Annotated in this window: 17 protein-coding genes and 1 pseudogene; 4 read left to right on the top strand and 14 right to left on the bottom strand. The window is 68.5% G+C overall.

The genetic code is table 11. The features are described 5' to 3' along the window. The first annotated feature begins 33 nt into the window (after positions 1-33). Positions 34-1233 carry a cupin domain-containing protein gene (locus tag H512_RS0113435; protein ID WP_210162695.1) on the top strand — a complete coding sequence of 400 codons (1200 nt, stop codon included), beginning with the start codon at positions 34-36 and terminating at the stop codon, positions 1231-1233. A 75-nt stretch (positions 1234-1308) separates the two neighbouring features. Here H512_RS0113435 and H512_RS0113430 read toward each other — a convergent pair whose 3' ends face one another. Both H512_RS0113430 and H512_RS0113425 read right to left on the bottom strand, forming a co-directional pair. Continuing rightward, the gene (locus H512_RS0113430) at positions 1309-2421 is read right to left on the bottom strand and encodes an SGNH/GDSL hydrolase family protein (RefSeq protein ID WP_026783898.1); all 1113 of its coding nucleotides are present in this window, start codon (positions 2419-2421) and stop codon (positions 1309-1311) included. A gap of 36 nt (positions 2422-2457) precedes the next feature. Further along, the gene (locus H512_RS0113425; protein ID WP_053239853.1) at positions 2458-3726 is read right to left on the bottom strand and encodes a lytic murein transglycosylase; all 1269 of its coding nucleotides are present in this window, start codon (positions 3724-3726) and stop codon (positions 2458-2460) included. 249 nt (positions 3727-3975) lie between these two features. On the opposite strand from H512_RS0113425, the gene galU reads away from it, so the two are divergent. Next, positions 3976-4851 (top strand): UTP--glucose-1-phosphate uridylyltransferase GalU, encoded by an 876-nt coding sequence (galU, locus tag H512_RS0113420; RefSeq protein ID WP_026783896.1) that lies wholly within the window; start codon positions 3976-3978, stop codon positions 4849-4851. A 198-nt stretch (positions 4852-5049) separates the two neighbouring features. After that, positions 5050-5688: a LysE family translocator gene (locus H512_RS0113415; RefSeq protein ID WP_026783895.1), complete on the top strand. Its 639-nt coding sequence runs from the start codon at positions 5050-5052 to the stop codon at positions 5686-5688. Positions 5689-5718: 30 nt separating this feature from the next. On the opposite strand, the gene H512_RS0113410 is transcribed toward H512_RS0113415, so the two are convergent. Next, positions 5719-6360 carry a LysE family translocator gene (locus H512_RS0113410; protein ID WP_026783894.1) on the bottom strand — a complete coding sequence of 214 codons (642 nt, stop codon included), beginning with the start codon at positions 6358-6360 and terminating at the stop codon, positions 5719-5721. Between the two features lie 129 nt (positions 6361-6489). On the opposite strand from H512_RS0113410, the gene H512_RS0113405 reads away from it, so the two are divergent. Next, positions 6490-6981, top strand: a complete 492-nt coding sequence (locus H512_RS0113405) for an Lrp/AsnC family transcriptional regulator (RefSeq protein WP_026783893.1) — start codon at positions 6490-6492, stop codon at positions 6979-6981. 101 nt (positions 6982-7082) lie between these two features. On the opposite strand, the gene serA is transcribed toward H512_RS0113405, so the two are convergent. From serA to H512_RS23950, 11 genes and pseudogenes are all read right to left on the bottom strand, one after another. Beyond that, positions 7083-8669, bottom strand: coding sequence for a phosphoglycerate dehydrogenase (gene serA, locus H512_RS0113400; protein WP_156899488.1), 1587 nt, complete (start codon positions 8667-8669; stop codon positions 7083-7085). Between the two features lie 186 nt (positions 8670-8855). Beyond that, positions 8856-10031: a phosphoserine transaminase gene (locus H512_RS0113395; RefSeq protein WP_026783891.1), complete on the bottom strand. Its 1176-nt coding sequence runs from the start codon at positions 10029-10031 to the stop codon at positions 8856-8858. Positions 10032-10208: 177 nt separating this feature from the next. Then, positions 10209-11018, bottom strand: coding sequence for an outer membrane protein (locus H512_RS23965; protein WP_053239852.1), 810 nt, complete (start codon positions 11016-11018; stop codon positions 10209-10211). 221 nt (positions 11019-11239) lie between these two features. Further along, positions 11240-12586, bottom strand: a complete 1347-nt coding sequence (glmM, locus tag H512_RS0113385) for a phosphoglucosamine mutase (RefSeq protein WP_026783890.1) — start codon at positions 12584-12586, stop codon at positions 11240-11242. A gap of 122 nt (positions 12587-12708) precedes the next feature. Next, positions 12709-13737 (bottom strand): peptidoglycan -binding protein, encoded by a 1029-nt coding sequence (locus tag H512_RS0113380; RefSeq protein WP_026783889.1) that lies wholly within the window; start codon positions 13735-13737, stop codon positions 12709-12711. Between the two features lie 26 nt (positions 13738-13763). Then, positions 13764-14765 carry a hypothetical protein gene (locus H512_RS0113375; protein WP_026783888.1) on the bottom strand — a complete coding sequence of 334 codons (1002 nt, stop codon included), beginning with the start codon at positions 14763-14765 and terminating at the stop codon, positions 13764-13766. Between the two features lie 118 nt (positions 14766-14883). Further along, on the bottom strand, positions 14884-15672 hold the full coding sequence (locus tag H512_RS0113370; RefSeq protein WP_026783887.1) for an inositol monophosphatase family protein: 789 nt from the start codon (positions 15670-15672) through the stop codon (positions 14884-14886). Positions 15673-15755: 83 nt separating this feature from the next. After that, positions 15756-16748 carry a tetratricopeptide repeat protein gene (locus tag H512_RS23960; protein WP_053239851.1) on the bottom strand — a complete coding sequence of 331 codons (993 nt, stop codon included), beginning with the start codon at positions 16746-16748 and terminating at the stop codon, positions 15756-15758. A gap of 155 nt (positions 16749-16903) precedes the next feature. Then, positions 16904-17545, bottom strand: coding sequence for a thiamine phosphate synthase (locus H512_RS23955; protein ID WP_036791690.1), 642 nt, complete (start codon positions 17543-17545; stop codon positions 16904-16906). 150 nt (positions 17546-17695) lie between these two features. After that, positions 17696-18889 carry a phosphoglycerate kinase gene (locus tag H512_RS0113355; protein WP_026783886.1) on the bottom strand — a complete coding sequence of 398 codons (1194 nt, stop codon included), beginning with the start codon at positions 18887-18889 and terminating at the stop codon, positions 17696-17698. Positions 18890-19045: 156 nt separating this feature from the next. Then, positions 19046-19261 (bottom strand): annotated as a pseudogene (locus tag H512_RS23950) (erythrose-4-phosphate dehydrogenase); the annotation flags it as partial.

Here is a 19261-nt window from a genome sequence, read left to right as displayed (position 1 = left end):
GAACCGACTGAACAACGATCCAAGGAGGTCGACGTGACTGCTTTGTCCAAAATCAGAGACGCTTTCGAGGAAGGCGAGGGGGTGCTGCGTCTCGCGCCCGTGTTCGTTCCGCGCCGCTTCTCGTCGGCCGGCCAGCGCCTGCGCCTGCATCCCGACGACTATTACGCGCTCGGCACGGCGCGCGGCTCGATCAAGGAGCGCTGGTTCTCCTCGGTGATCGCCGCCATGAACGGCCCGCTGGCGCCGGCCGACGAGGGCATGAGCTACGTCGACCCGACCGGCCGGATCGAGGACAAGTTCCTGTTCCGCGACGCCATCGCCGAGCTGGGCGCCGACATCATCGGCGCCGAACTGAAGGCCAAGTATGGCACCTGGCCGATGTATTCCAAGTTCTTCGACTACAACGCGCCGCTGTTCCTGCACCTGCACCTCCGCGAGGAGGACGCCCGCCGAGTCGGCCGCAAGGGCAAGCCGGAAGCCTATTACTTCCCGCCCCAGCTCAACAACCATCCGGGCCTGTTCCCGCATACCTATTTCGGCTTCGATCCGGACATGAGCCGCGACGAGGTGCGGGCGCGCCTCGCGCTCTACCGGCAGACTGACAATCGCGTCACCGAGCTGTCGCGCGCCTATCGCATCCAGCTCGGCACCGGCTGGTACACGCCGCCGGGCGTCGTCCATGCGCCGGGCTCCTATCTCACCTACGAGCCGCAGTGGAACAGCGACGTCAACAGCGTCTACGAGAACATCGTCAACCACGAGGTCTATCCGTACGAGTTCCTGGTCGAGAACTGCCCCGAGGAAAGCAAGGAAGACCTCGACTATGTCATGAGCCTGATGGACTGGGAGGCCAACGTCGATCCGTCCTATCGCAAGACCTATTTCCGGCCGCCGCTGATCGCCTCGGAAAGCGAGCAGCACGTCGAAAAGTGGGTCGTCTATGCCACCGGCTACATCGCCGCCAAGGAGCTGACGGTCTATCCGGGCGCCAGCGTCACCATCCGCGACGCGGCGGCCTATGGCTGCGTGCTCACCCAGGGACATGGCAAGGTCGGCGTCTTCGACGCCGAGACGGCGACCATGCTGCGCTACGGCCAGTTGTCGGCCGACGAGTATTTCGTCAGCGAGCCGGCGGCCAAGGCCGGCCTGACCATCGTCAACCTCAGCAAGGTCGAGCCGCTGGTCATGCTCAAGCACTTCGGCCCCAATGCCGGCGATCCCAAGATCGCCTGAAGCAGGATGGCGGCCGGCCCTGCCGGCCGGGAAACGCGGCGGCCGGGTTCCTTCGGGAGCCCGGCCGCTTTCCTGTCACCGCAGCGCGGCGGAATCGTAGCGGCCGGCCACCGGCTCCAGCGGCAGGCCCTCGACGGTGAGGCGGTGGAGGGCGGTGCCGGGTTTGGGCGGCTTGAGGTCGGCGGCGGCGAGCAGCCGGTCCTCGCCGGTGGCGCCGGGGTCGTTGAGCAGCATGACCAGCCCCTCGCCGGACACCTTCTGCATCAGCTCGGCCGTGGGGGCGGCGACGTCGAGAGCCGGCCGCAAGGTCTGCTCGACATAGAAGGCCAGCTTGCGGGAGCCGGAGCGGGTGAAGCCGATGCCGTCCTTCAGGCGCAGCTGCCGCACCTGCCCGTCGAGGTCGGGACCGCTCGCCGCGAAGGCGCCGTTCTGGGAGAATGGGTCCCAGACGTCGATGTAGGTGGCGCCCTTCTCGCTGGCCTCGTCGCGGATGACGCCGTCGATGTAAGTGATGTCGTTGGTGGCGCCGGGGTCGGCGACCGGCACCAGGCCGACCCACTGAAAGGGCACGGCGTGCTCGCGGGCAACGCGCATCAGCTCGTTGAGGCGCGCCTTGTAGATGGTTTCCCAGTCGGCCGATGGAAAGTCCACGCTGCGGTCGTTGAGTTCGATCGGCCGGCCGTCGGCGCGGCCGATCATCGCCACCACCGCCGCCGGCCGCGGCCTGGCGGCGAGGCGGGTTTCGAGAAAGGCCTTCCAGTCGATGTCGGCGGTGGCGGCGAGGCCGGCGTCGTCGAGGGTCTTGGTCTCGATCGCCACGTCCGGCCGGTCGGCGAAGGCGACGTCGAGGCCGCGGCCGAGGTCGGCGGCCAGCCGGTCGCCGATCACCAGCACGACGCGGGCGTCGTCCTTCTTGACGGGCGGCGGCGGCTTGGCGGCGACCGCCGGCGGCGGCTTGCGCCGCTGTGGCGTACCGTCCGGTGGTACCTTGATGATGCGTGGGCCGCCGGACGGCGGCGGTCGGACTACCTCGGGCTGGCCGAAGCCGAACAGGCGCATCAGGAACGGCCGGTTGTCGGGTTGCCCTTGCTGCTGCGGCTTGAAGATCTGCGCCGGCGCTGGCGTCGCCAACGGTACGGCGGCGGCGAGGATGGCGATGGCCAGCAGTCTCGCATAGTTTCGGAACACGCCTGGACCTCCAGCCGAACGCACCGGCCGCCGGCCTCAGCCGCCGCGGAGCAGCGTCAACAGCTCCAGCGACGCGTGGCCGGTGACGGCAAGGCCGCGCTGCGCCTGATAGGCGCGGATGGCGGCGACGGTTTGCGGGCCGACCTTACCATCGATCTTGTCGAGAGGGAAACCGATCGCCCGGAGGCGCGACTGCAACTCGGCACGGCCGTCTTCGTCGAGCGGCGTGTAGCCGCGCGGCCAGGGCGTGACGAAGGGGCCGCCGCCCTTCAGGCGATCGGCGAGATGGCCGACGCCCAGCGCGTAGGCGTTGGCGTTGTTGTAGCGCTTGATCGCCTGGAAGTTCCGGAGCGTCAGGAAGGCCGGGCCGCCGGGGCCGGCCGGCAGCAGCAGCGTCGCCTGATCGCCGGGGCGCGGGAAGGCGCCGCCGGCGGCGCGCGCGAAACCGCGCGCCGTCCAGTCGGCGAGCGTTGCCGACCGGCCTTCCAGCGAGGTGTCGAAGCCGGGCGGCAGGATCACTTCGTAGCCCCAGGTGGCGCCGGCCTGCCAGCCGGATTTCTTCAGATAATTGGCGGTGGAGGCCAGCGCATCGGGCACCGAGGTCCAGATGTCGCGGCGGCCGTCGCCGTCGAAATCGACGGCATAGCCGAGATAGGTGGTGGGAATGAACTGCGTCTGGCCCATGGCGCCGGCCCAGGAGCCGGTCATGTGGCGGGCGTCGACGTCGTGGTGCTCCAGGATGCGCAGGACGGCGTTGAGCTGCTGCCGGCCGTAGGCGGCGCGCGAGCCGCCGCGCCAGCCGAGCGTCGCCAGTGCCCGCACCACGTTCTTCACCTTGGTCGGATCGCGCAGGATCGCGCCGTAGCTGCTCTCCATGCCCCAGATGGCGACGACCACCGCGCGGTCGACGCCATAGGTCGCCTCGATGCGGTCGAGCAGGTCACGGTGGCGGACCAGCATGTCGCGGCCGGTGGCGATGCGGCTTTCGGCCGCCATGTCGTCGAGATAGTCCCAGATGGCGCGCGAGAATTCCGGCTGGCTGGTCGCCCTGACCAGCACGTCGTTGTCGGGGCCGACGCCCTGGAAGGCGCGCACGAAGGTGGCGCGAGAGACGCCGCGCGCCTCGGCGGCCGGCCACTGGCTCTCGACGAAGGCGGTGAACTCCGGCGGGATCGGGCCGTCGGCGAGCGGCGGCAGGCCGGGTTCGCCCGATGGGCCGAAATCGCCGAGGATGGCGCAGCCGGCGATCAGCCCGGCGAGCGTCAGGAGGGCGATGCTCCGGCCGATCCGTGACAGGGTCCGCATGGCGCGCTCCTTTCCATCTGGCAGTCTCCTTCAGAGACGGGACTCTTGGTAAACGACCGGTTAATTCGGGCATGGATTTGTCGGCCTCCGCGCTGGCCCGATCGCTTCGCCGCCGATTGCACGCGGCGGAGCCCGTCACCGGTTTCCGCAATCCCAAATTAGACATTTTTGCGCTATTGATGGTGCCGCCCACGCGGCCGACGTCCGAGGGTCCGGATCGTCATCGAGATTGCCGCCCAGGAGTGCTCCATGTCAAAACGCATTCGCAAAGCCGTCTTCCCCGTCGCCGGCCTCGGCACGCGCTTTCTTCCCGCCACCAAGGCCGTGCCGAAGGAGATGATGACCGTCGTCGACCGGCCGGCGCTCCAGTATGTCGTCGACGAGGCCAAGGCGGCCGGCATCGAGCATTTCATCTTCGTCACCGGCCGCGGCAAGGAGGTGATCGAGAATCACTTCGATCTCGCCTACGAGCTGGAGGCGACGCTGGCCGCCCGCCACAAGACGGCGGCGCTCGAAGAGCTGCGCGCCGAGCGGCCGGCCGCCGGCACCACCTCGTTCACCCGGCAGCAGGAGCCGCTCGGGCTCGGCCACGCCGTCTGGTGCGCCCGCGACATCGTCGGCGACGAGCCGTTCGCCGTGCTGCTGCCGGACATGCTGATGAAGCACACGGTGCCCTGCCTGAAGAGCATGGTCGACGCCTATGAGGCGAGCGGCGGCAACATCGTCAGCCTCGAGGAATGCGATCCGGCCCAGACGTCGTCCTACGGCATCGTCGCCCTCGGCAAGACGCTCGGCCCCGACGTGCACGAGATCACCGGCATGGTGGAGAAGCCCAAGCCGGCCGAGGCGCCGTCCAACTTCTACATCTCCGGCCGCTACATCCTGCAACCGCGCATCTTCGAACTGCTGGGCACGCAGGCCGCCGGCGCCGGCGGCGAGATCCAGCTCACCGATTCCATGCTGCGGCTGGCCGAGGAAGAGGCCTTCTACGGCGTTCGCTTCCGCGGCACCACCTTCGACACCGGCACCAAGCTCGGCTTCCTGAAGGCCAACATCGCCTACGGCCGCGAGCGGATGGACATCCATCCGGATATCGCCGGCGAGCTGAGGGCGGCCCTGGGCTGACCCCGGTCGCCGACGGGGCTCCGTTTCGCCAGACGCATTCGAGGCGGTTCCTGCCTCGAATGCCGCGCCGCCCGGCGCCGGAAGCCGCCTGAGGGCGGCTTCTGCCTTTGACCTCAGGCGCCGACCGGTCTTCAGGGTTCCGCTTGCCTTGCGGCCGTTCTCATGGATTGCTCTCTCCTCGCAAACGTGGAGGCGATCATGTCCATCGAACTCTGGCTGGCTTTCGTCGCGGCATCCGCCATCTTGTTGGCCATTCCCGGGCCGACCGTTCTTCTGGTCATCTCCTACGCGCTCAGTCACGGAAAGCGCGCCGGCATGGCGACCGTGGCGGGCGTTGCCCTGGGCGACTTCACGGCGATGACGGCTTCGATGCTTGGTCTCGGAGCCCTGCTCGCCACCTCCGCCGCGCTGTTTGCCGTGCTGAAGTGGGTTGGCGCCGCCTATCTCATCTATCTCGGCATCAGGCTCTGGCGCGCGCCGGTGACGCGCCACGAGGCAGCCGAGGGGACCGGTTCGCCTGCCGGGGAGCGGCCGCTGCGCATCTTCCTGCATGCCTATGTCGTCACGGCGCTGAACCCCAAGAGCATCATCTTCTTCGTGGCCTTCCTGCCGCAGTTCCTGAACCACGCCGAGCCGCTCATGGTTCAGATGGCGGTGTTCGAGGCGACGTTCCTCGGGCTGGCCGCCACCAACGCCACCGTCTACGGCCTTCTGGCCGCGATGGCGCGCAAGACGATCCGCAAGCCGCGGGTCCAGAGGCTGGTCAATCGGACCGGCGGCTCGCTGATGATCGGCGCCGGCCTGCTCGCGGCCGGCTGGAAGCGCGCCGCGGCCTGATCCCGACAGCCCGGAGTCGGCCGGTTGCCTTCACAACGGCCGTTGCGACAGGGCAAGGCGCAGGCCGAAGCCGACCAGCAGCGTTGCGAATGCCCATCGCTGGAGACCCTGCGCGAGCGGACGCCGGCCTGTCCATCGGTCGAGCGTCGCGCCCGCGCCGGCGTAAGCGATATCGAACAGGAGGCCGATGGCGACGAGGATCGTCCCAAGCATCGCAAACTGCCCCGACACGCTTCCGTTTTCCGGCCGGACGAACTGCGGCAGGAGAACCGAGCAGAACAGCAGCGCCTTGGGATTGAGAAGATTGGTCAGGAGGCCACGCAGCGCGGCGCGCAGCCAGGATCGGCCCTCATCGCGGGCCTCCGGTCCGGAGAGGCCCGAGGAGGGCGACGAAGAGCGGAGGATGCCTACGCCGAGCCACATGAGATAGGCAGCCCCGACAACCCGCACCACATCGAAAGCGGCCGGCATCGTCCTGAGGAGTGCCGCCAGTCCGGCGGCCGCGAGCAACACGTGGGTCGCGCGAGCAATGGCGAGCCCGGCCGCGACGGCGAGGGCTTGCGTCCGCCCCTTGAGCAGGCTGGTTTGCAGGATCAGCACCATGTCCGGTCCGGGGACGAGATAGGCGACGGCGAGCGCGCCGGCAAACATCCAGAAATCGACGAGCCCCATGTGCTTCTCCTCGCGCCTTTTCGCCTGAAAGCTAGCGCTTGAAGCCGGGGCATGTCCTTGCGTGTTGCGCTTCAAGCCGGCACTGGATTAGCATGTCATGCCAAAAAGAGGCTCTGAGATCTCCCAAATATGCCAATCGTGAAGCTTGATGCCATCGACCGCCGGATTCTGGGCGCGCTGCAACGGGATGCCCGCCTTACCAACGTGCAACTGGCGGATGAGGTCGGACTGTCGCCGTCGCCGTGCCTGCGCCGGGTTCGGATTCTGGAGAAGGCCGGGGTGATCGGCGGCTATCACGCCGCCCTGGATCGCGGCGGTCTCGGCCTCGACCTGACCGTCTTCGTCGGGGTCAAGGTCGAGCGCCATCACGACGACTCGGCGGCGGCCTTCACGGAAGCCGTACGCGCGTTGCCCGAGGTCGTTTCCTGCCATCTGGTCTCCGGAGAGTCCGATTTCCTGTTGCAGGTCGTCCTGCCCAATCTCGCCGCTTACGAGCGCTTCCTGCTCGGCACGCTTCTCAAGCTGCCGGGGGTCAGCGATATACGCAGCAACTTCGCCATCCAGACCGTGAAGGCGCAGGCGCCGCTGCCGCTCGATCATTTGCCGGCGGAAGGCACCTAGGGGCCCGAACACGGAACGGCCTCACGCGATGCGGAGGCCAGAAACGAAAAAGGGGCGCTTCGGGGCGCCCCTTCCTCACGGTTCTGCCTTGGCGGTGCCGATCAGAACTTCAGCGCCTTCACCTGGCGCACCACCGGGATGGCCTTCACCTTGTCCAGCACCTCGGCCGGCACGTCGCCGTCGACCTCGACGAGGCAGATGGCGTCGGCGCCCTGTTCGAGGCGGCCGAGGGCGAAGGTGGCGATGTTGATGCCGGCGTCGCCGAGCAGGCCGGCGAACTTGCCGATGAAGCCCGGCTTGTCCTCGTTGGTGACGTAGATCATCGACGGCGCGAACTCGGCGTCCATCTTGATGCCCTTGATCTCGACAATGCGCGGATGGCCGTCGGCGAACACGGTGCCGGCGATCGACCGCTCCTGGCGGTCGGTGGTCAGCGTCAGGCGGATCAGGCTCTCGAAGTTGGCGGACGCGTTGTTGCGCACCTCGGCGACGGCGATGCCGCGCTCCTTGGCCATCACCGGCGCCGACACCATGTTGACCGACTGCAGGAGCGGCTTCAGGACGCCGGTGATCGCCGCGGCGGAGAGGGCGCGGGTGTTCATGCCGGCCACCTCGCCCTCGTATTCGATGCGGATCGCCTTGAGGCCGGTTTCGGTGAGCTGGCCGGCGAACGAGCCGAGCAGTTCGGCGAGCTTGACGAACGGGGTGAGGCGCGGCGCCTCCTCGGCGGTGATCGAGGGCATGTTGAGGGCGTTGGAGACGGCGCCCTTCATCAGATAGTCCGACATCTGCTCGGCCACCTGGAGCGCCACGTTCTCCTGCGCCTCGGTGGTGGAGGCGCCGAGATGCGGCGTGCAGACCACCTTCGGGTGGCCGAACAGCGGATGGGCGCTGGCCGGCTCGGTCTCGAACACGTCGAGGGCGGCGCCGGCGACGTGGCCGGAATCGAGGGCCGCCTTCAGGTCGGCCTCGACGATCAGGCCGCCGCGGGCGCAGTTGATGATCCGGACGCCCTTCTTCATCTTCAGGATGGCCGAGATGTCGATGATGTTGCGCGTCTTCTCGATCAGCGGCACGTGCAGCGTGATGAAGTCGGCGCGGCGGAACAGGTCGTCCAGCTCCACCTTCTCGACGCCCAGTTCGACGGCGCGCTCGTTGGACAGGAACGGATCGTAGACGATGACGCGCATCTTCAGGGCGACGGCGCGGTCGGCGACGATCGAGCCGATGTTGCCGCAGCCGATGATGCCGAGCGTCTTGCTGGTCAGCTCGACGCCCATGAAGCGGTTCTTCTCCCACTTGCCGGCGTGCGTCGAGGCGTTGGCCTCGGGAATGTCGCGGGCCAGCGCGAACATCAGGGCGATGGCGTGCTCGGCGGTAGTGATCGAGTTGCCGAACGGCGTGTTCATGACGATGACGCCGCGCGCCGTGGCGGCGGGCACGTCGACGTTGTCGACGCCGATGCCGGCGCGGCCGATCACCTTGAGATTCCTGGCGTTGGCCAAGAGCTTCTCGGTGACCTTGGTGGTCGAGCGGATGGCGAGGCCGTCGTAGTTGCCGATGATCTCGGCCAGCTTGTCCTTGTCCTTGCCGAGATCGGGCTGGTAGTCGACCTCGACGCCGTGGTCCTTGAAGATCTGGACGGCGGTGGCGGACAGCTTGTCGGAAATGAGAACGCGAGGAGCCATGGGAGTCATCCTGGTTGGCTGGCGCCTCAACCTTGCCCGTTTCCCGCCCCTCAAGGAGAGGAGATGCGGAAAGAGACCGGTGGCGCCGGATGGAATGTCGCTGCGGCTGAAGGTTGGCTTCCCGCTTCGGGGAAGGGAGAGGGAGCGGGCGGAGCCGGAGGCTCGCCCGTCTCCGGACGCGTCGGGTCAGGCGGCCTTGGCGAGGCCGGCCAGCGCCTTGTCGAACGCCCAGTCGATCCACGGCGTCAGGGCGGCGACGTCGGCGGTCTCGACGGTGGCGCCGCACCAGATGCGCAGGCCGGGAGGGGCGTCGCGGTAGGAGGCGATGTCGAAGGCGACGCCTTCCTTCTCCAGAAGCCCGGTCAGCGACTTGACGAAAGCCTGCTGGCCCTCGACGTCGAGCGCGGCGACTTGCGGGTGGACGAAGGACAGGCAGACCGAGGTGTTGGAGCGGATCGCCTCGGTCTTCGCCAGGAAGGCGACCGACGGCGTCCTCGCCACCCAGTCGGCGATGACCTTGGTGTTGGCGTCGGCGCGGGCGACCAGCGCGTCGAGGCCGCCGATGGCGTCGGCCCACTTCAGCGCGTCGATATAGTCCTCGACGGCGATCATCGACGGCGTGTTGATGGTGTCGCCCTTGAAGATGCCCTCGATCAGCTTGCCGCCGGAGGTCAGGCGGAAGATCTTCGGCAGCGGCCAGGCCGGCTTGTAGCTTTCGAGGCGGGCGACGGCGCGCGGGGAGAGGATCAGCATGCCGTGGCCGCCCTCGCCGCCCAGCACCTTCTGCCAGGAGAAGGTGACGACGTCGAGCTTGTCGAAGGGGAGCGACTGCGCGAAGGCGGCGGAGGTGGCGTCGCAGATGGTGAGGCCCTGGCGGTCCGCCGGGATCAGGTCGCCGTTCGGCACGCGCACGCCGGAGGTGGTGCCGTTCCAGGTGAACACCACGTCGCGGTCGAAATCGACCTTGGCGAAGTCGACGATGTCGCCGTAGGGCGCCTCAAGGACGCGGGCGTCGATCTTGAGCTGCTTGACGACGTCGGTCACCCAGCCGGCGCCGAAGGATTCCCAGGCCAGCATGTCGGCGGGACGGGCGCCCAGGAGCGACCACAGCGCCATCTCGACGGCGCCGGTGTCGGAGGCCGGCACGATGCCGATGCGGTAATCGGCCGGCACGCGCAGCACCTTGCGCGTCAGGTCGATGGCTTCCGCGAGCTTGGTCTTGCCGATCTTGGCGCGATGGGAGCGGCCGACTGGCGCTCCCGACAAGGCCTCGACGGTCCACCCAGGGCGCTTGGCGCAGGGGCCGGAGGAAAAACGAGGATTAGCCGGCTTCAGAGCCGGCGCGGCGGGGGCGTCAGTCATGTAACTATCCTCTCAGATAGGTGCTCCTCGGTGGGGAGGAGTGTCCCGCCGCCTGAGCTATCGGAAAGGTAGTGCGTCGTCAAGCCGGGTTGAGCGCGGCGAGGCGAAGGTGTTGCTGAAAAGCAAGCGGCGGAAGGACAAGGTCCTCCCGCCGCCGGATGATCGCCTGGAGATGTCTCAGTTGAGATAGTAGCGCAGGCCGACACGCACCTCGTGGGCGGTGATATCCTTGTAATTCATGTGGGTGCTGTTGCCAGCGCCGTCGTCCACATACCCCGTCCTGGCGTCGCCGAGGTTGAGGTAGCGGTAGCCGAGGTCGAGGCTGAGCTGGTCGTTGATCGGATATTCGACACCGGCCATCAGCGCCCAGGCAAAGTTCCACTTGCCGTCGCCCTTGGGATTGGGGCCGCTTGCGTCCTTGTTGCTCGTTTCGACGCTGCTCGTCCTGAGATAGGACGCGCCGGCGCCGGCGCCGACATAGGGGACGATTCCGTGGAAGTTGCCGAGATCGGCGTAGACGTTGGCGAGGGCGCTCCAGGCACTGATCTTGACACGCTCGGTATCGTAATAGTTACCGCTGCCACAAGATGTCTGGCACCACAACGAGCCCCTGAACTTGGCGGGTGTCTCATAGTCGAGCGTTAGGTCGGTGCGGAGATAGTCGTTGAACTTGTAGCCGGCGCCGACACCGAAATCGGCTGCGCCCAGCATCTTTTCCTTGATCATCTGATCATGACCGCCGGTAGCGTATTGGCCGCCACCGAAGTTCACATTGCCCACCGACCCCTTGGGTGCCTGATAATACTTGTAGCCGATATCGCCACGGAGATACCAGCCGCCAATGGCCGGCAGCGGCATCGGCTCGGGCGCCTCGATGATCGGCGGATATTCCACCGGCATGTCGGCGGCACGGACTGCGCCGGAGAGGGCCGCGAGGCCGAAAGTCGCAGCCATGGCCAGGGAGAGGTTCGTTGTGAGACTGCGCATGGTTCGATCCTTCCGCGAGAAGCATGATCGCGAGGCGGCGGGCCGCCGGTCTTCATCACTGTCGGATCGATCTTTAGGGCAAGTCGGTTAATCCAGACTTAACTACGTTGCTTAACCTTGACGGAAGATGAAAACGACCATCGGTGGCGCGGCGGCGCAAAAGAAACGCCCCGGCCGCGTCTGGCTGCCGGGGCGTTTTCCATCGCGGGAGCATCGGTTGCTCAGGCGGCGGCCTTGCCGATGGCCTCGACGATGTCGCCGACCGCCGCGGCGACGAGGTCGGCGTCGTCGCCTTCGCCCATGACGCGAATCAGCGGCTCGGTGCCCGACGCGCGGACCAGGATGCGGCCGCCGGCGCCGAGCCGGCTCTCGGCCGCCAGGATCGACGCCTTGACCGCCTCGTCCTCCAGCGGCTTGCCGCCCCTGACGCGGACGTTCTTCAGAAGCTGCGGCACCGGCTCGAATCGATGGCAGACCTCGCTCACCGGCTTGCCGGAGCGCTTGACGACGGCCAGCACCTGCAAGGCGGCGACCAGGCCGTCGCCGGTGGTGGCGTAGTCGGACAGCACGATGTGGCCCGACTGCTCGCCGCCGACGTTGTAGCCGCCGGCCCGCATCGCCTCGACGACGTAGCGGTCGCCGACCTTGGTGCGGACGAGTTCCAGGCCGATGCCCTGGAGATAGCGTTCGAGGCCGAGGTTGGACATGACGGTGGCGACGAGGCCGGGCCGGGCGAGGCGGCCGTCCTCCTTGAAGGAGGCGGCGACAACGGCCATCAACTGGTCGCCGTCCACCACCTGGCCCTTCTCGTCGATGATGATGACGCGGTCGGCGTCGCCGTCGAGCGCGATGCCGATGTCGGCCCTCACCTCGCGCACCTTGTCGGTGATGGCGGCGAGGCTGGTCGAGCCGCAGTCGCGGTTGATGTTGAGGCCGTTGGGCTCGACGCCGAGCGCCACCACCTCGGCGCCCAGCTCCCACAGCACTTCCGGCGCCACCTTGTAGGCGGCGCCGTTGGCGCAGTCGACCACCACGCGCAGGCCCTCGAAGGAGATGTGGCGGGAGAGGGTGCGCTTGGCGGATTCGACGTAGCGGGCGCGCTCGCCGTCGACGCGCTTGGCGCGGCCGAGGTCGGCGGGGGCGGCGAGGCGGCCGGTGAAATCGCCGTCCAGCATCTCCTCGATGGCCAGCTCCACCTCGTCGGAGAGCTTGTAGCCGTCGGGGCCGAACAGCTTGATGCCGTTGTCGGCGAAGGGATTGTGAGAGGCGGAGATCATCACGCCGAGGTCGGCGCGCAAGCTGCGCGTCAGCATGGCGACGGCCGGCGTCGGCACCGGGCCGGTCAGGAACACGTCGACGCCGACGGCGGTGAAGCCGGCGGTCAGCGCCGGCTCGATCATGTAGCCGGAGAGGCGGGTGTCCTTGCCGATGACGACGCGGTGGCGATGGTCGCCGCGATGGAAGGCGAGGCCGGCCGCCATGCCGACCTTGAGGGCGATCTCCGGGGTGATCGGCCAGCTGTTCGCCGTGCCGCGGATGCCGTCGGTTCCGAAAAATCTGCGTGCCATGTCGTCCGTCCGCGCTTTCCTCAAAAGGCGCACGCCCGGCGCCTGACCATTTCTGCGGGCAGGATGATAAACGGCCGGTGAACGCTGTCCGGTCAAATATTGTGAAAGACTGTTACGCCGGGTCAGCGCTCGGTCAGCTTCAGCTCGATGCGGCGGTTCTTGGCGTTGGCCTCGTCGCTGTCGCCCGGCTCCAGCGGCTGGAACTCGCCGAAGCCGGCGGCCACCAGATGGTTGGGCGAGATGCCCTTGCCGATCAGGTATTTCACCACGGAGATGGCGCGGGCGGCCGAAAGCTCCCAGTTGTCGCGGAAGCGGCCGGAGCCGCTGAGCGGCCGGGCATCGGTGTGGCCGTCGACGCGCAGCACCCAGGCGATCTCCGGCGGGATCTGGCCTTCGAGCTGCAACAGCGCCTCGGCCAGCTTGTCGAGTTCGCCCTGGCCGGCCGGGTTGACGTCGGCGGCGCCGCTGTCGAACAGCACCTCCGACTGGAAGACGAAGCGGTCGCCGACGACGCGGATGTCGGAACGCTGCGACAGGATTTCCCTCAGGCGTCCGAAGAAGTCGGAGCGGTAGCGGGCCAGTTCCTGCACGCGCTGGGCCAGCGCCACGTTGAGGCGACGGCCGAGGTCGGCGATCTTGGCCGAGCTTTCGCGGTCGCGCGATTCGGAGGCGTTGAGGGCGTCCTCGAGGGCGGCGATCTGGCGGCGCAGCGCGGCGATCTGCTGGTTGAGCAGCTCCACCTGGGCGAGCGCCCGCTGGCTGGCGCGCTTCTCGTCGGAAAGCTGGGTGGTCAGCGCCTGCACCTTGGTGTCGGCGGCGTCGGTGGCGCCCGACTGGCTGGCGATCAGGCCCTGCAGATTGTCGCGGGCGGCCTGGGCGTCCTTGAGGTTCGATTCCAGCAGCGCCACGTTGTCCTGGAGGTCGCGATTGGAGGCGCGCTCCATGGCCAGCAGCTCGGTCAGCTCGGCGATCTGGGCGTTGAGGCGCCCGAGCACGGTATCCTTGTCGGTGATCTGCTGGCTGAGGAAGAACTGGGCCAGCGAGAACACCGACAGCAGGAAGATGATCGACAGCACCAGCGTGGTCAGCATGTCGACGAAGGCCGGCCAGTAATCCTGCTGGGTGGTGAACCTGCGGCGTCCGAGGGCCATGGTCGGTCAACCTCTCCGTTCGATGCTCAGGAGCGGTCGGATCGCTCGACGGCGCCGGTGAGGAGTTCGAGCAGCCGGCGGATTTCCTTCTGCTGCTCGCCCTGGCTCTCGGCCCAGGCGCGCACCAGCTGCTGCTCGGCGCGCATGTGCTGCACGAGGCCCTGGATGCCCTCGGCGAGGTTGGCCATCGCCTGGCTGGAGCGGCCGCCGCTGCCGCCCTCCTGGATCTGCTTGGACAGCCGGTCGAGCGCGCCGCGGAGATCGTCGATGTTCTGGGCGTTGCGGATGGAATCGCCGACGTCGCCGGCCGAATCGAGTTCGGCCTGGGTGGACAGCCAGTCTTCGAGGTCGAGGTAGAAGCGGTTCTGCGCCTGCCCGGCCTGGAGGTCGAGGAAGCCGACGATCAGCGAGCCGGCGAGGCCGAACAGCGACGACGAGAAGGCGGTGCCCATGCCGCCGAGCGGCGCCTGCAAGCCGCTTTTCAGGTCCTCGAAGATGACGCTGGCCGTGCCCGAGCCGACGTCGAGGCCCTGGATGGTGGCGCCCACCGAATTGACGGTGGAGATCAGGCCGTAGAAGGTGCCGAGCAAGCCGAGGAACACCAGGAGGCCGGTCATGTAGCGCGAGATGTCGCGCGCCTCGTCGAGGCGGGTGGCGATCGATTCGAGCAGCGAGCGCATGGCCGAGGCGGAGATCGCCCGCGTCCCGAGGCGGTCGCCGAGCAGCGTCGCCATCGGGGCGAGCAGCACCGGCTGCTTGCGCACTTCGAGGCCGGGTTCGCCGAAGCGATAGGTGTTGACCCAGCGCACCTCGGGGAACAGGCGGATCACCTGCCGGAAGATCAGGAGGATGCCGACCAGCGCCACCGAGAAGATCAGGCCGTTGAGGCCGGGGTTGGCCATGAAGGCGGTCTTCAGCTGCCGCGACAGGAGAAGGCCGACGAAGGCGGCGATGACCAGGAACACCGCCATCCGCCAGAGATACACCTGGGGGCTGGTGAGCTTGATGCCGGACGCGTCTTTGGCCATGGTTCTGTCGCTTGCTCTCGCTGGTCGCGGCGCACAGTAAACGCGATTTAAGGCGAAAAGAGCAAGGTGCCCGACCCCATCCCGCGCATTTTTCGGGGGAAGCCGGACCGACCGGCGGTCAGGCCTTCCGAAGCGCGGCGAGGAGCTGGGCGTGGATCGCCTCGTTGCCGGCCACCAGCGTGCGCGAGGCGTGCATGTCGTCCTTGCCGGCCTTGTCGGTGACGAAGCCGCCGGACTCCTTGATCATCAGCCAGCCGGCCGAGGTGTCCCAGGGGTTGAGGTCGTCCTCCCAGAAGCCGTCGAACTTGCCGGCGGCGACGTAGCAGAGGTCGAGGGCGGCCGAGCCGAGCCGGCGGACGCCGGCGCAGTTGGCCATCACCTGCCGCAGTTCGGCCAGATAGCGCGGGTGGTTGCCGCGGCCGAGATGCGGGATGCCGGTGCCGATGACGCATTCGGGCATGTCGCGGCGGGCCGAGACGCGCAGGCGGCGATCGTTGACGAAGGCGCCGGCGCCGCGCTCGGCGGTGTAGAGTTCGTCGGTGGCCGGGTTGAAGACGACGGCGGCCACCGGCACGCCATTCCTCTCCAGCGACACCGAGATCGAGAAGATCGGGATGCCGTGCAGGAAGTTGGCGGTGCCGTCGAGCGGGTCGACCACCCAGCGGTGCTGCTCGTCGTCGCCGGCCACCTCGCCCCGCTCCTCCATCAGGAAGCCGTAGGCGGGGCGGACGCGCTTCAACTCGTCGAACAGCACCTGCTCGGAGCGCTTGTCGGCGGCCGAGACGAAGTCGCCCGGCCCCTTCAGCGACACCTGCAGGTTCTCGACCTCGCCGAAATCGCGGGTGAGGCCGCGTCCGGCCTTGCGGACGGCCTGGACCATGACGTTGAGGAGGGCGGAACGAGCCATTTTCGGGATACCTTCAGGGAAAAGCGCTTGCCCGCGTAGCCATCACAAACGGCCGCGGAGCGCAAGTGCGGTTTTTATGCCGCTCAGTTGCCGGCGTCGACGCCGGGCAGATTGGGGGGCTTGTCGCCGGCCTTCGGCGCCTCGTCGGCCAGCAGCTTGTCGAGCCAGGGATCGGCGAGGCCGGCGGCGGCGGCGCGGCCGTGCCAGCGGCGAGCGGCGTCGAGGTCGCGCGGCACGCCCTCGCCGGTGGCGTAGAGGCGGGCAAGGCGGCTCTCGGCCACCGGGTTGCCGGCGCCGGCCGCCAGCTTGAACCAGGCGGCGGCGGTCTTCTGGTCGCGGGCGACGCCGGTGCCGTTGAACATCATGATGGCATATTCGACCTGGGCGGCAACATGGCCGGCGCGCGCCGCCTCGCCCATCAGCCGGGCCGCCTCGGTGTCGTTCTTCGGCACGCCCTGGCCCTCGCGGTTGAGGGCGGCGAGCGCGTAGACGGCGTCGACGTTGCCCTCGGCGGCGGCCGCCTTGAACAGGGCAGCGGCGCGGGTGAAGTCGGTGATGCCGGAGGAAGGGTCGATGCAGAGGAGGCCGAGCCAGTAGTTGGCCTCGACCACGCCCTTGCCGATCGCCTCTTCGAGGTAGCTCGCCGCCTGCTTCTTGTCGACCGGCGCGCCGATGCCGAGGGCGGAAAGGTTGGCCAGCTCGACCAGCGCCTGCGGGTCGCCGTCGCGGGCGGCCAGCTTGTACCAGATCACCGCTTCCTCGGGCTTCTGCGGCAGGCCGAGGCCGTTGGCATAGAGATAGCCGATCAGGCTCTGCGCCTTGGCGTCGCCGAGCTTGGCCCGCTCGACGGCGATCTCGAAGGCGGTGAGGTAGAAGCCGCGCTGGAAGGCGCCGAAGGCGTAGTCGATCTTGTCGTTGTCGGGCAGCGAGGCCAGAAGGTCCGGAACGGCCGGCGCTGCGGCCGGCGGCGCCGGCGGCACCGGCGCGGATTCGACCGCCGCGGCCGGCGCGGCGAGGAGGGCGAGGCCAAGCGCGGCAACGAGACGGGTGGCGCGGACTTCAGGCGGCATCAGCATCGCGGGCTTCGGCTCTGGTGGGTCGTGGGAGAGGGTTAGCGGCCAAGTTGGCCGGGATTGCGGCGGTCGGAGCAACGGCTGGTCCGGCCTTGGCTCCAACCTGTCTTGCGCATCCGCCCGATCGGAGACGGCCGCACCTTTTCGGGCGGGTGCGGCTAGTCGTCCGGAAAGGCGGCGGCGACGCGGTCGAGGATGGCGTTGGCCTCGGTGACGGCGACGGCCGGTCCGTCCGGGTGCTCCCAGACGGCGGCGCGCAGGGCGACGAAATCGGCGCCGGTGCGGGCGCAGGTCTCGACCGAGGCCATGGAGCGGCCGGCCAGCAGCACGCAGGGCGGCTCGAACAGCTCGGCCCACCAGGCGCCGAGGTCGATCGTCTTGCGGTGCGGCTCGTCGCTCTCGTCGAGGTCGAGAAGGCCGAAGAAGACGTAGTCGGCATTGGCCTCGCCGGCCTCCATCGCCTCGTGGCGGGCGCGGAGGTTGCCGGCGCCGACGATGGATTTCGGCTGCAACGCCTCGACGGCCTCTCTCAGCGCCGCGCTGCCCGTCTCGATGTGGAGACCGTCGGCGTGGGCGCGGCCCATGACGCGGCTGTCGCCGACGACCAGCGCGGCGACGTCGTGGCGCTGGGCGATCGGCACCAGCGCCTCGGCGATGGCCTGCAACTCGGCGCCGCCGGCAACGTCCGGGGCGATCAGCAGCGAGGCGACGTCGCCGGCGGCGAGCGCCGCTTCGAGCCGGGGCGCGAAGGTCGCGGCGTCGACGGCGCGGGGCGTGATCAGGAACAGGCGGGCGCGCAACTTGACCTCCGGAAAAGGAAACCCCGTGCCCGAAAGGGGCACGGGGCGCTTCATAGCACAAAGATGTTCACGAGGAACCAACCCGTCCGGCTCCGCGACGCCGCGTCAGCGACGCCCGCGCGGAAAGCGCGGAAGCCTGGCGACCGAGGCTCAGCCCTCGAGCGCCTTGACGCCCGGCAGTTCCTTGCCTTCCATCCATTCGAGGAAGGCGCCGCCGGCCGTCGAGATGTAGGTGAAGTCGTCGGCGACGCCGGCATGGTTGAGGGCCGAGACGGTGTCGCCGCCGCCGGCGACCGTCAGCAGCTTGCCGGCCTTGGTGGCGGCGGCGGCGTGCCTGGCGGCGGCAACGGTGGCCTTGTCGAAGGGCTCGATCTCGAAGGCGCCGAGCGGGCCGTTCCAGACCAGCGTCTTGGCCTTGTCGATGGCGGCGTTGACGGCGTCGACCGACTTCGGGCCGGCGTCGAGGATCATGGCGTCGGCCGGAACGGCGTTGACGTCGACCACCTCGTTGGCGGCGCCGGCCTTGAACTCGCGGGCGATGACGGCATCGACCGGCAGCACGATCTCGCAGCCGGTCTCCTTGGCCTTGGCCAGGATGCGGCGGGCGGTGTCGGCGAGGTCGTGCTCGCAGAGCGACTTGCCGACGTTGACCCCTTGCGCGGCCAGGAAGGTGTTGGCCATGCCGCCACCGATCACCAGGATGTCGACCTTGGCGACGAGGTTTTCGAGGAGGTCGATCTTGGTCGACACCTTGGCGCCGCCGACCACGGCCAGCACCGGCCGCTTGGGCGTGCCGAGGGCGGCGCCGAGGGCGGTCAGCTCGGCCTGCATGGTGCGGCCGGCATAGGCGGGAAGCTTGTGGGCGAGGCCCTCGGTCGAGGCGTGGGCCCGGTGGGCGGCCGAGAAGGCGTCGTTGACGTAGAGGTCGCCGAGCTTGGCGAGAGCGTCGACCAGCGCCGGGTCGTTCTTCTCTTCACCCTTGTAGTAGCGGGTGTTTTCGAGCAGCAGGATGTCGCCGTTGGAGAGGGCGGCGATGGCCTTCTCGGCCGTCTCGCCGATGCAGTCGTCGGCGAAGGCGACCGGCTTGCCGATGGCCTTGGCCAGCGGGGCGACGATCGGCTTCAGGCTGTCCTCGGCCTTGCGCTCGCCCTTCGGGCGGCCGAAGTGGGCGAGCAGGACGACCTTGGCGCCCTTTTCCGACAGGTCGCGGATGGTCGGGACGATGCGGTCGATGCGGGTGGTGTCGGTGACGACGCCGTTCTCGATGGGAACGTTGAGGTCGACGCGGACGAGGGCGCGCTTGCCGGCGACGTCGGCGTCATCGATGGTCTTGAAGCTGCTCATGGGGGGTCCTCGCTTCGTGCGCCGCCTGCCGGGTGCGCTGGTCCGCGCATGCGGCATAGGGGCGGTCGGCCGCGGTAAGAGGCGGTCGAGCCCGCCCTCCGGTGGCGGCCCCGCGTGGGGCAGCCGGAGAGCGGGCTCTTAGCGGTTCGGTCTAGCTCAGAGGGTCTTGCCGATGGCGACGGCGGTGTCGGCCATGCGGTTGGAGAAGCCCCACTCGTTGTCGTACCAGGAGAGGATACGGACGAGGGTGCCGTTCATCACCTTGGTCTGGTCGAGGTGGAAGATCGACGAACGCGGGTCGTGGTTGAAGTCGCTGGAGACGTTCGGCTGGTCGGTGAAGCCGAGCACGCCCTTCAGCGGGCCGTTGGTGGC

The organism is Pleomorphomonas koreensis DSM 23070 (genome assembly GCF_000425185.1).
GTDB lineage: Bacteria > Pseudomonadota > Alphaproteobacteria > Rhizobiales > Pleomorphomonadaceae > Pleomorphomonas > Pleomorphomonas koreensis.
The sequence above is the reverse complement of the archived record's forward strand: the minus strand, read 5'-3'. Positions and strand labels throughout refer to the sequence as shown.

Bases quoted from the DNA above. Each gene is read 5' to 3' on its own strand.
- H512_RS0113375 (WP_026783888.1), bottom strand. From the start codon at position 14,765: ATGGCCAAAGACGCGTCCGGCATCAAGCTCACCAGCCCCCAGGTGTAT.
- H512_RS0113370 (WP_026783887.1), bottom strand. From the start codon at position 15,672: ATGGCTCGTTCCGCCCTCCTCAACGTCATGGTCCAGGCCGTCCGCAAG.
- glmM (WP_026783890.1), bottom strand. From the start codon at position 12,586: ATGGCACGCAGATTTTTCGGAACCGACGGCATCCGCGGCACGGCGAAC.
- H512_RS23960 (WP_053239851.1), bottom strand. From the start codon at position 16,748: ATGCTGATGCCGCCTGAAGTCCGCGCCACCCGTCTCGTTGCCGCGCTT.
- H512_RS0113410 (WP_026783894.1), bottom strand. From the start codon at position 6,360: ATGGGGCTCGTCGATTTCTGGATGTTTGCCGGCGCGCTCGCCGTCGCC.
- H512_RS0113355 (WP_026783886.1), bottom strand. From the start codon at position 18,889: ATGAGCAGCTTCAAGACCATCGATGACGCCGACGTCGCCGGCAAGCGC.
- H512_RS0113380 (WP_026783889.1), bottom strand. From the start codon at position 13,737: ATGGCCCTCGGACGCCGCAGGTTCACCACCCAGCAGGATTACTGGCCG.
- H512_RS0113395 (WP_026783891.1), bottom strand. From the start codon at position 10,031: ATGACTGACGCCCCCGCCGCGCCGGCTCTGAAGCCGGCTAATCCTCGT.
- H512_RS23965 (WP_053239852.1), bottom strand. From the start codon at position 11,018: ATGCGCAGTCTCACAACGAACCTCTCCCTGGCCATGGCTGCGACTTTC.
- H512_RS0113405 (WP_026783893.1), top strand. From the start codon at position 6,490: ATGCCAATCGTGAAGCTTGATGCCATCGACCGCCGGATTCTGGGCGCG.
- serA (WP_156899488.1), bottom strand. From the start codon at position 8,669: ATGGCTCCTCGCGTTCTCATTTCCGACAAGCTGTCCGCCACCGCCGTC.
- H512_RS0113425 (WP_053239853.1), bottom strand. From the start codon at position 3,726: ATGCGGACCCTGTCACGGATCGGCCGGAGCATCGCCCTCCTGACGCTC.
- galU (WP_026783896.1), top strand. From the start codon at position 3,976: ATGTCAAAACGCATTCGCAAAGCCGTCTTCCCCGTCGCCGGCCTCGGC.
- H512_RS0113415 (WP_026783895.1), top strand. From the start codon at position 5,050: ATGTCCATCGAACTCTGGCTGGCTTTCGTCGCGGCATCCGCCATCTTG.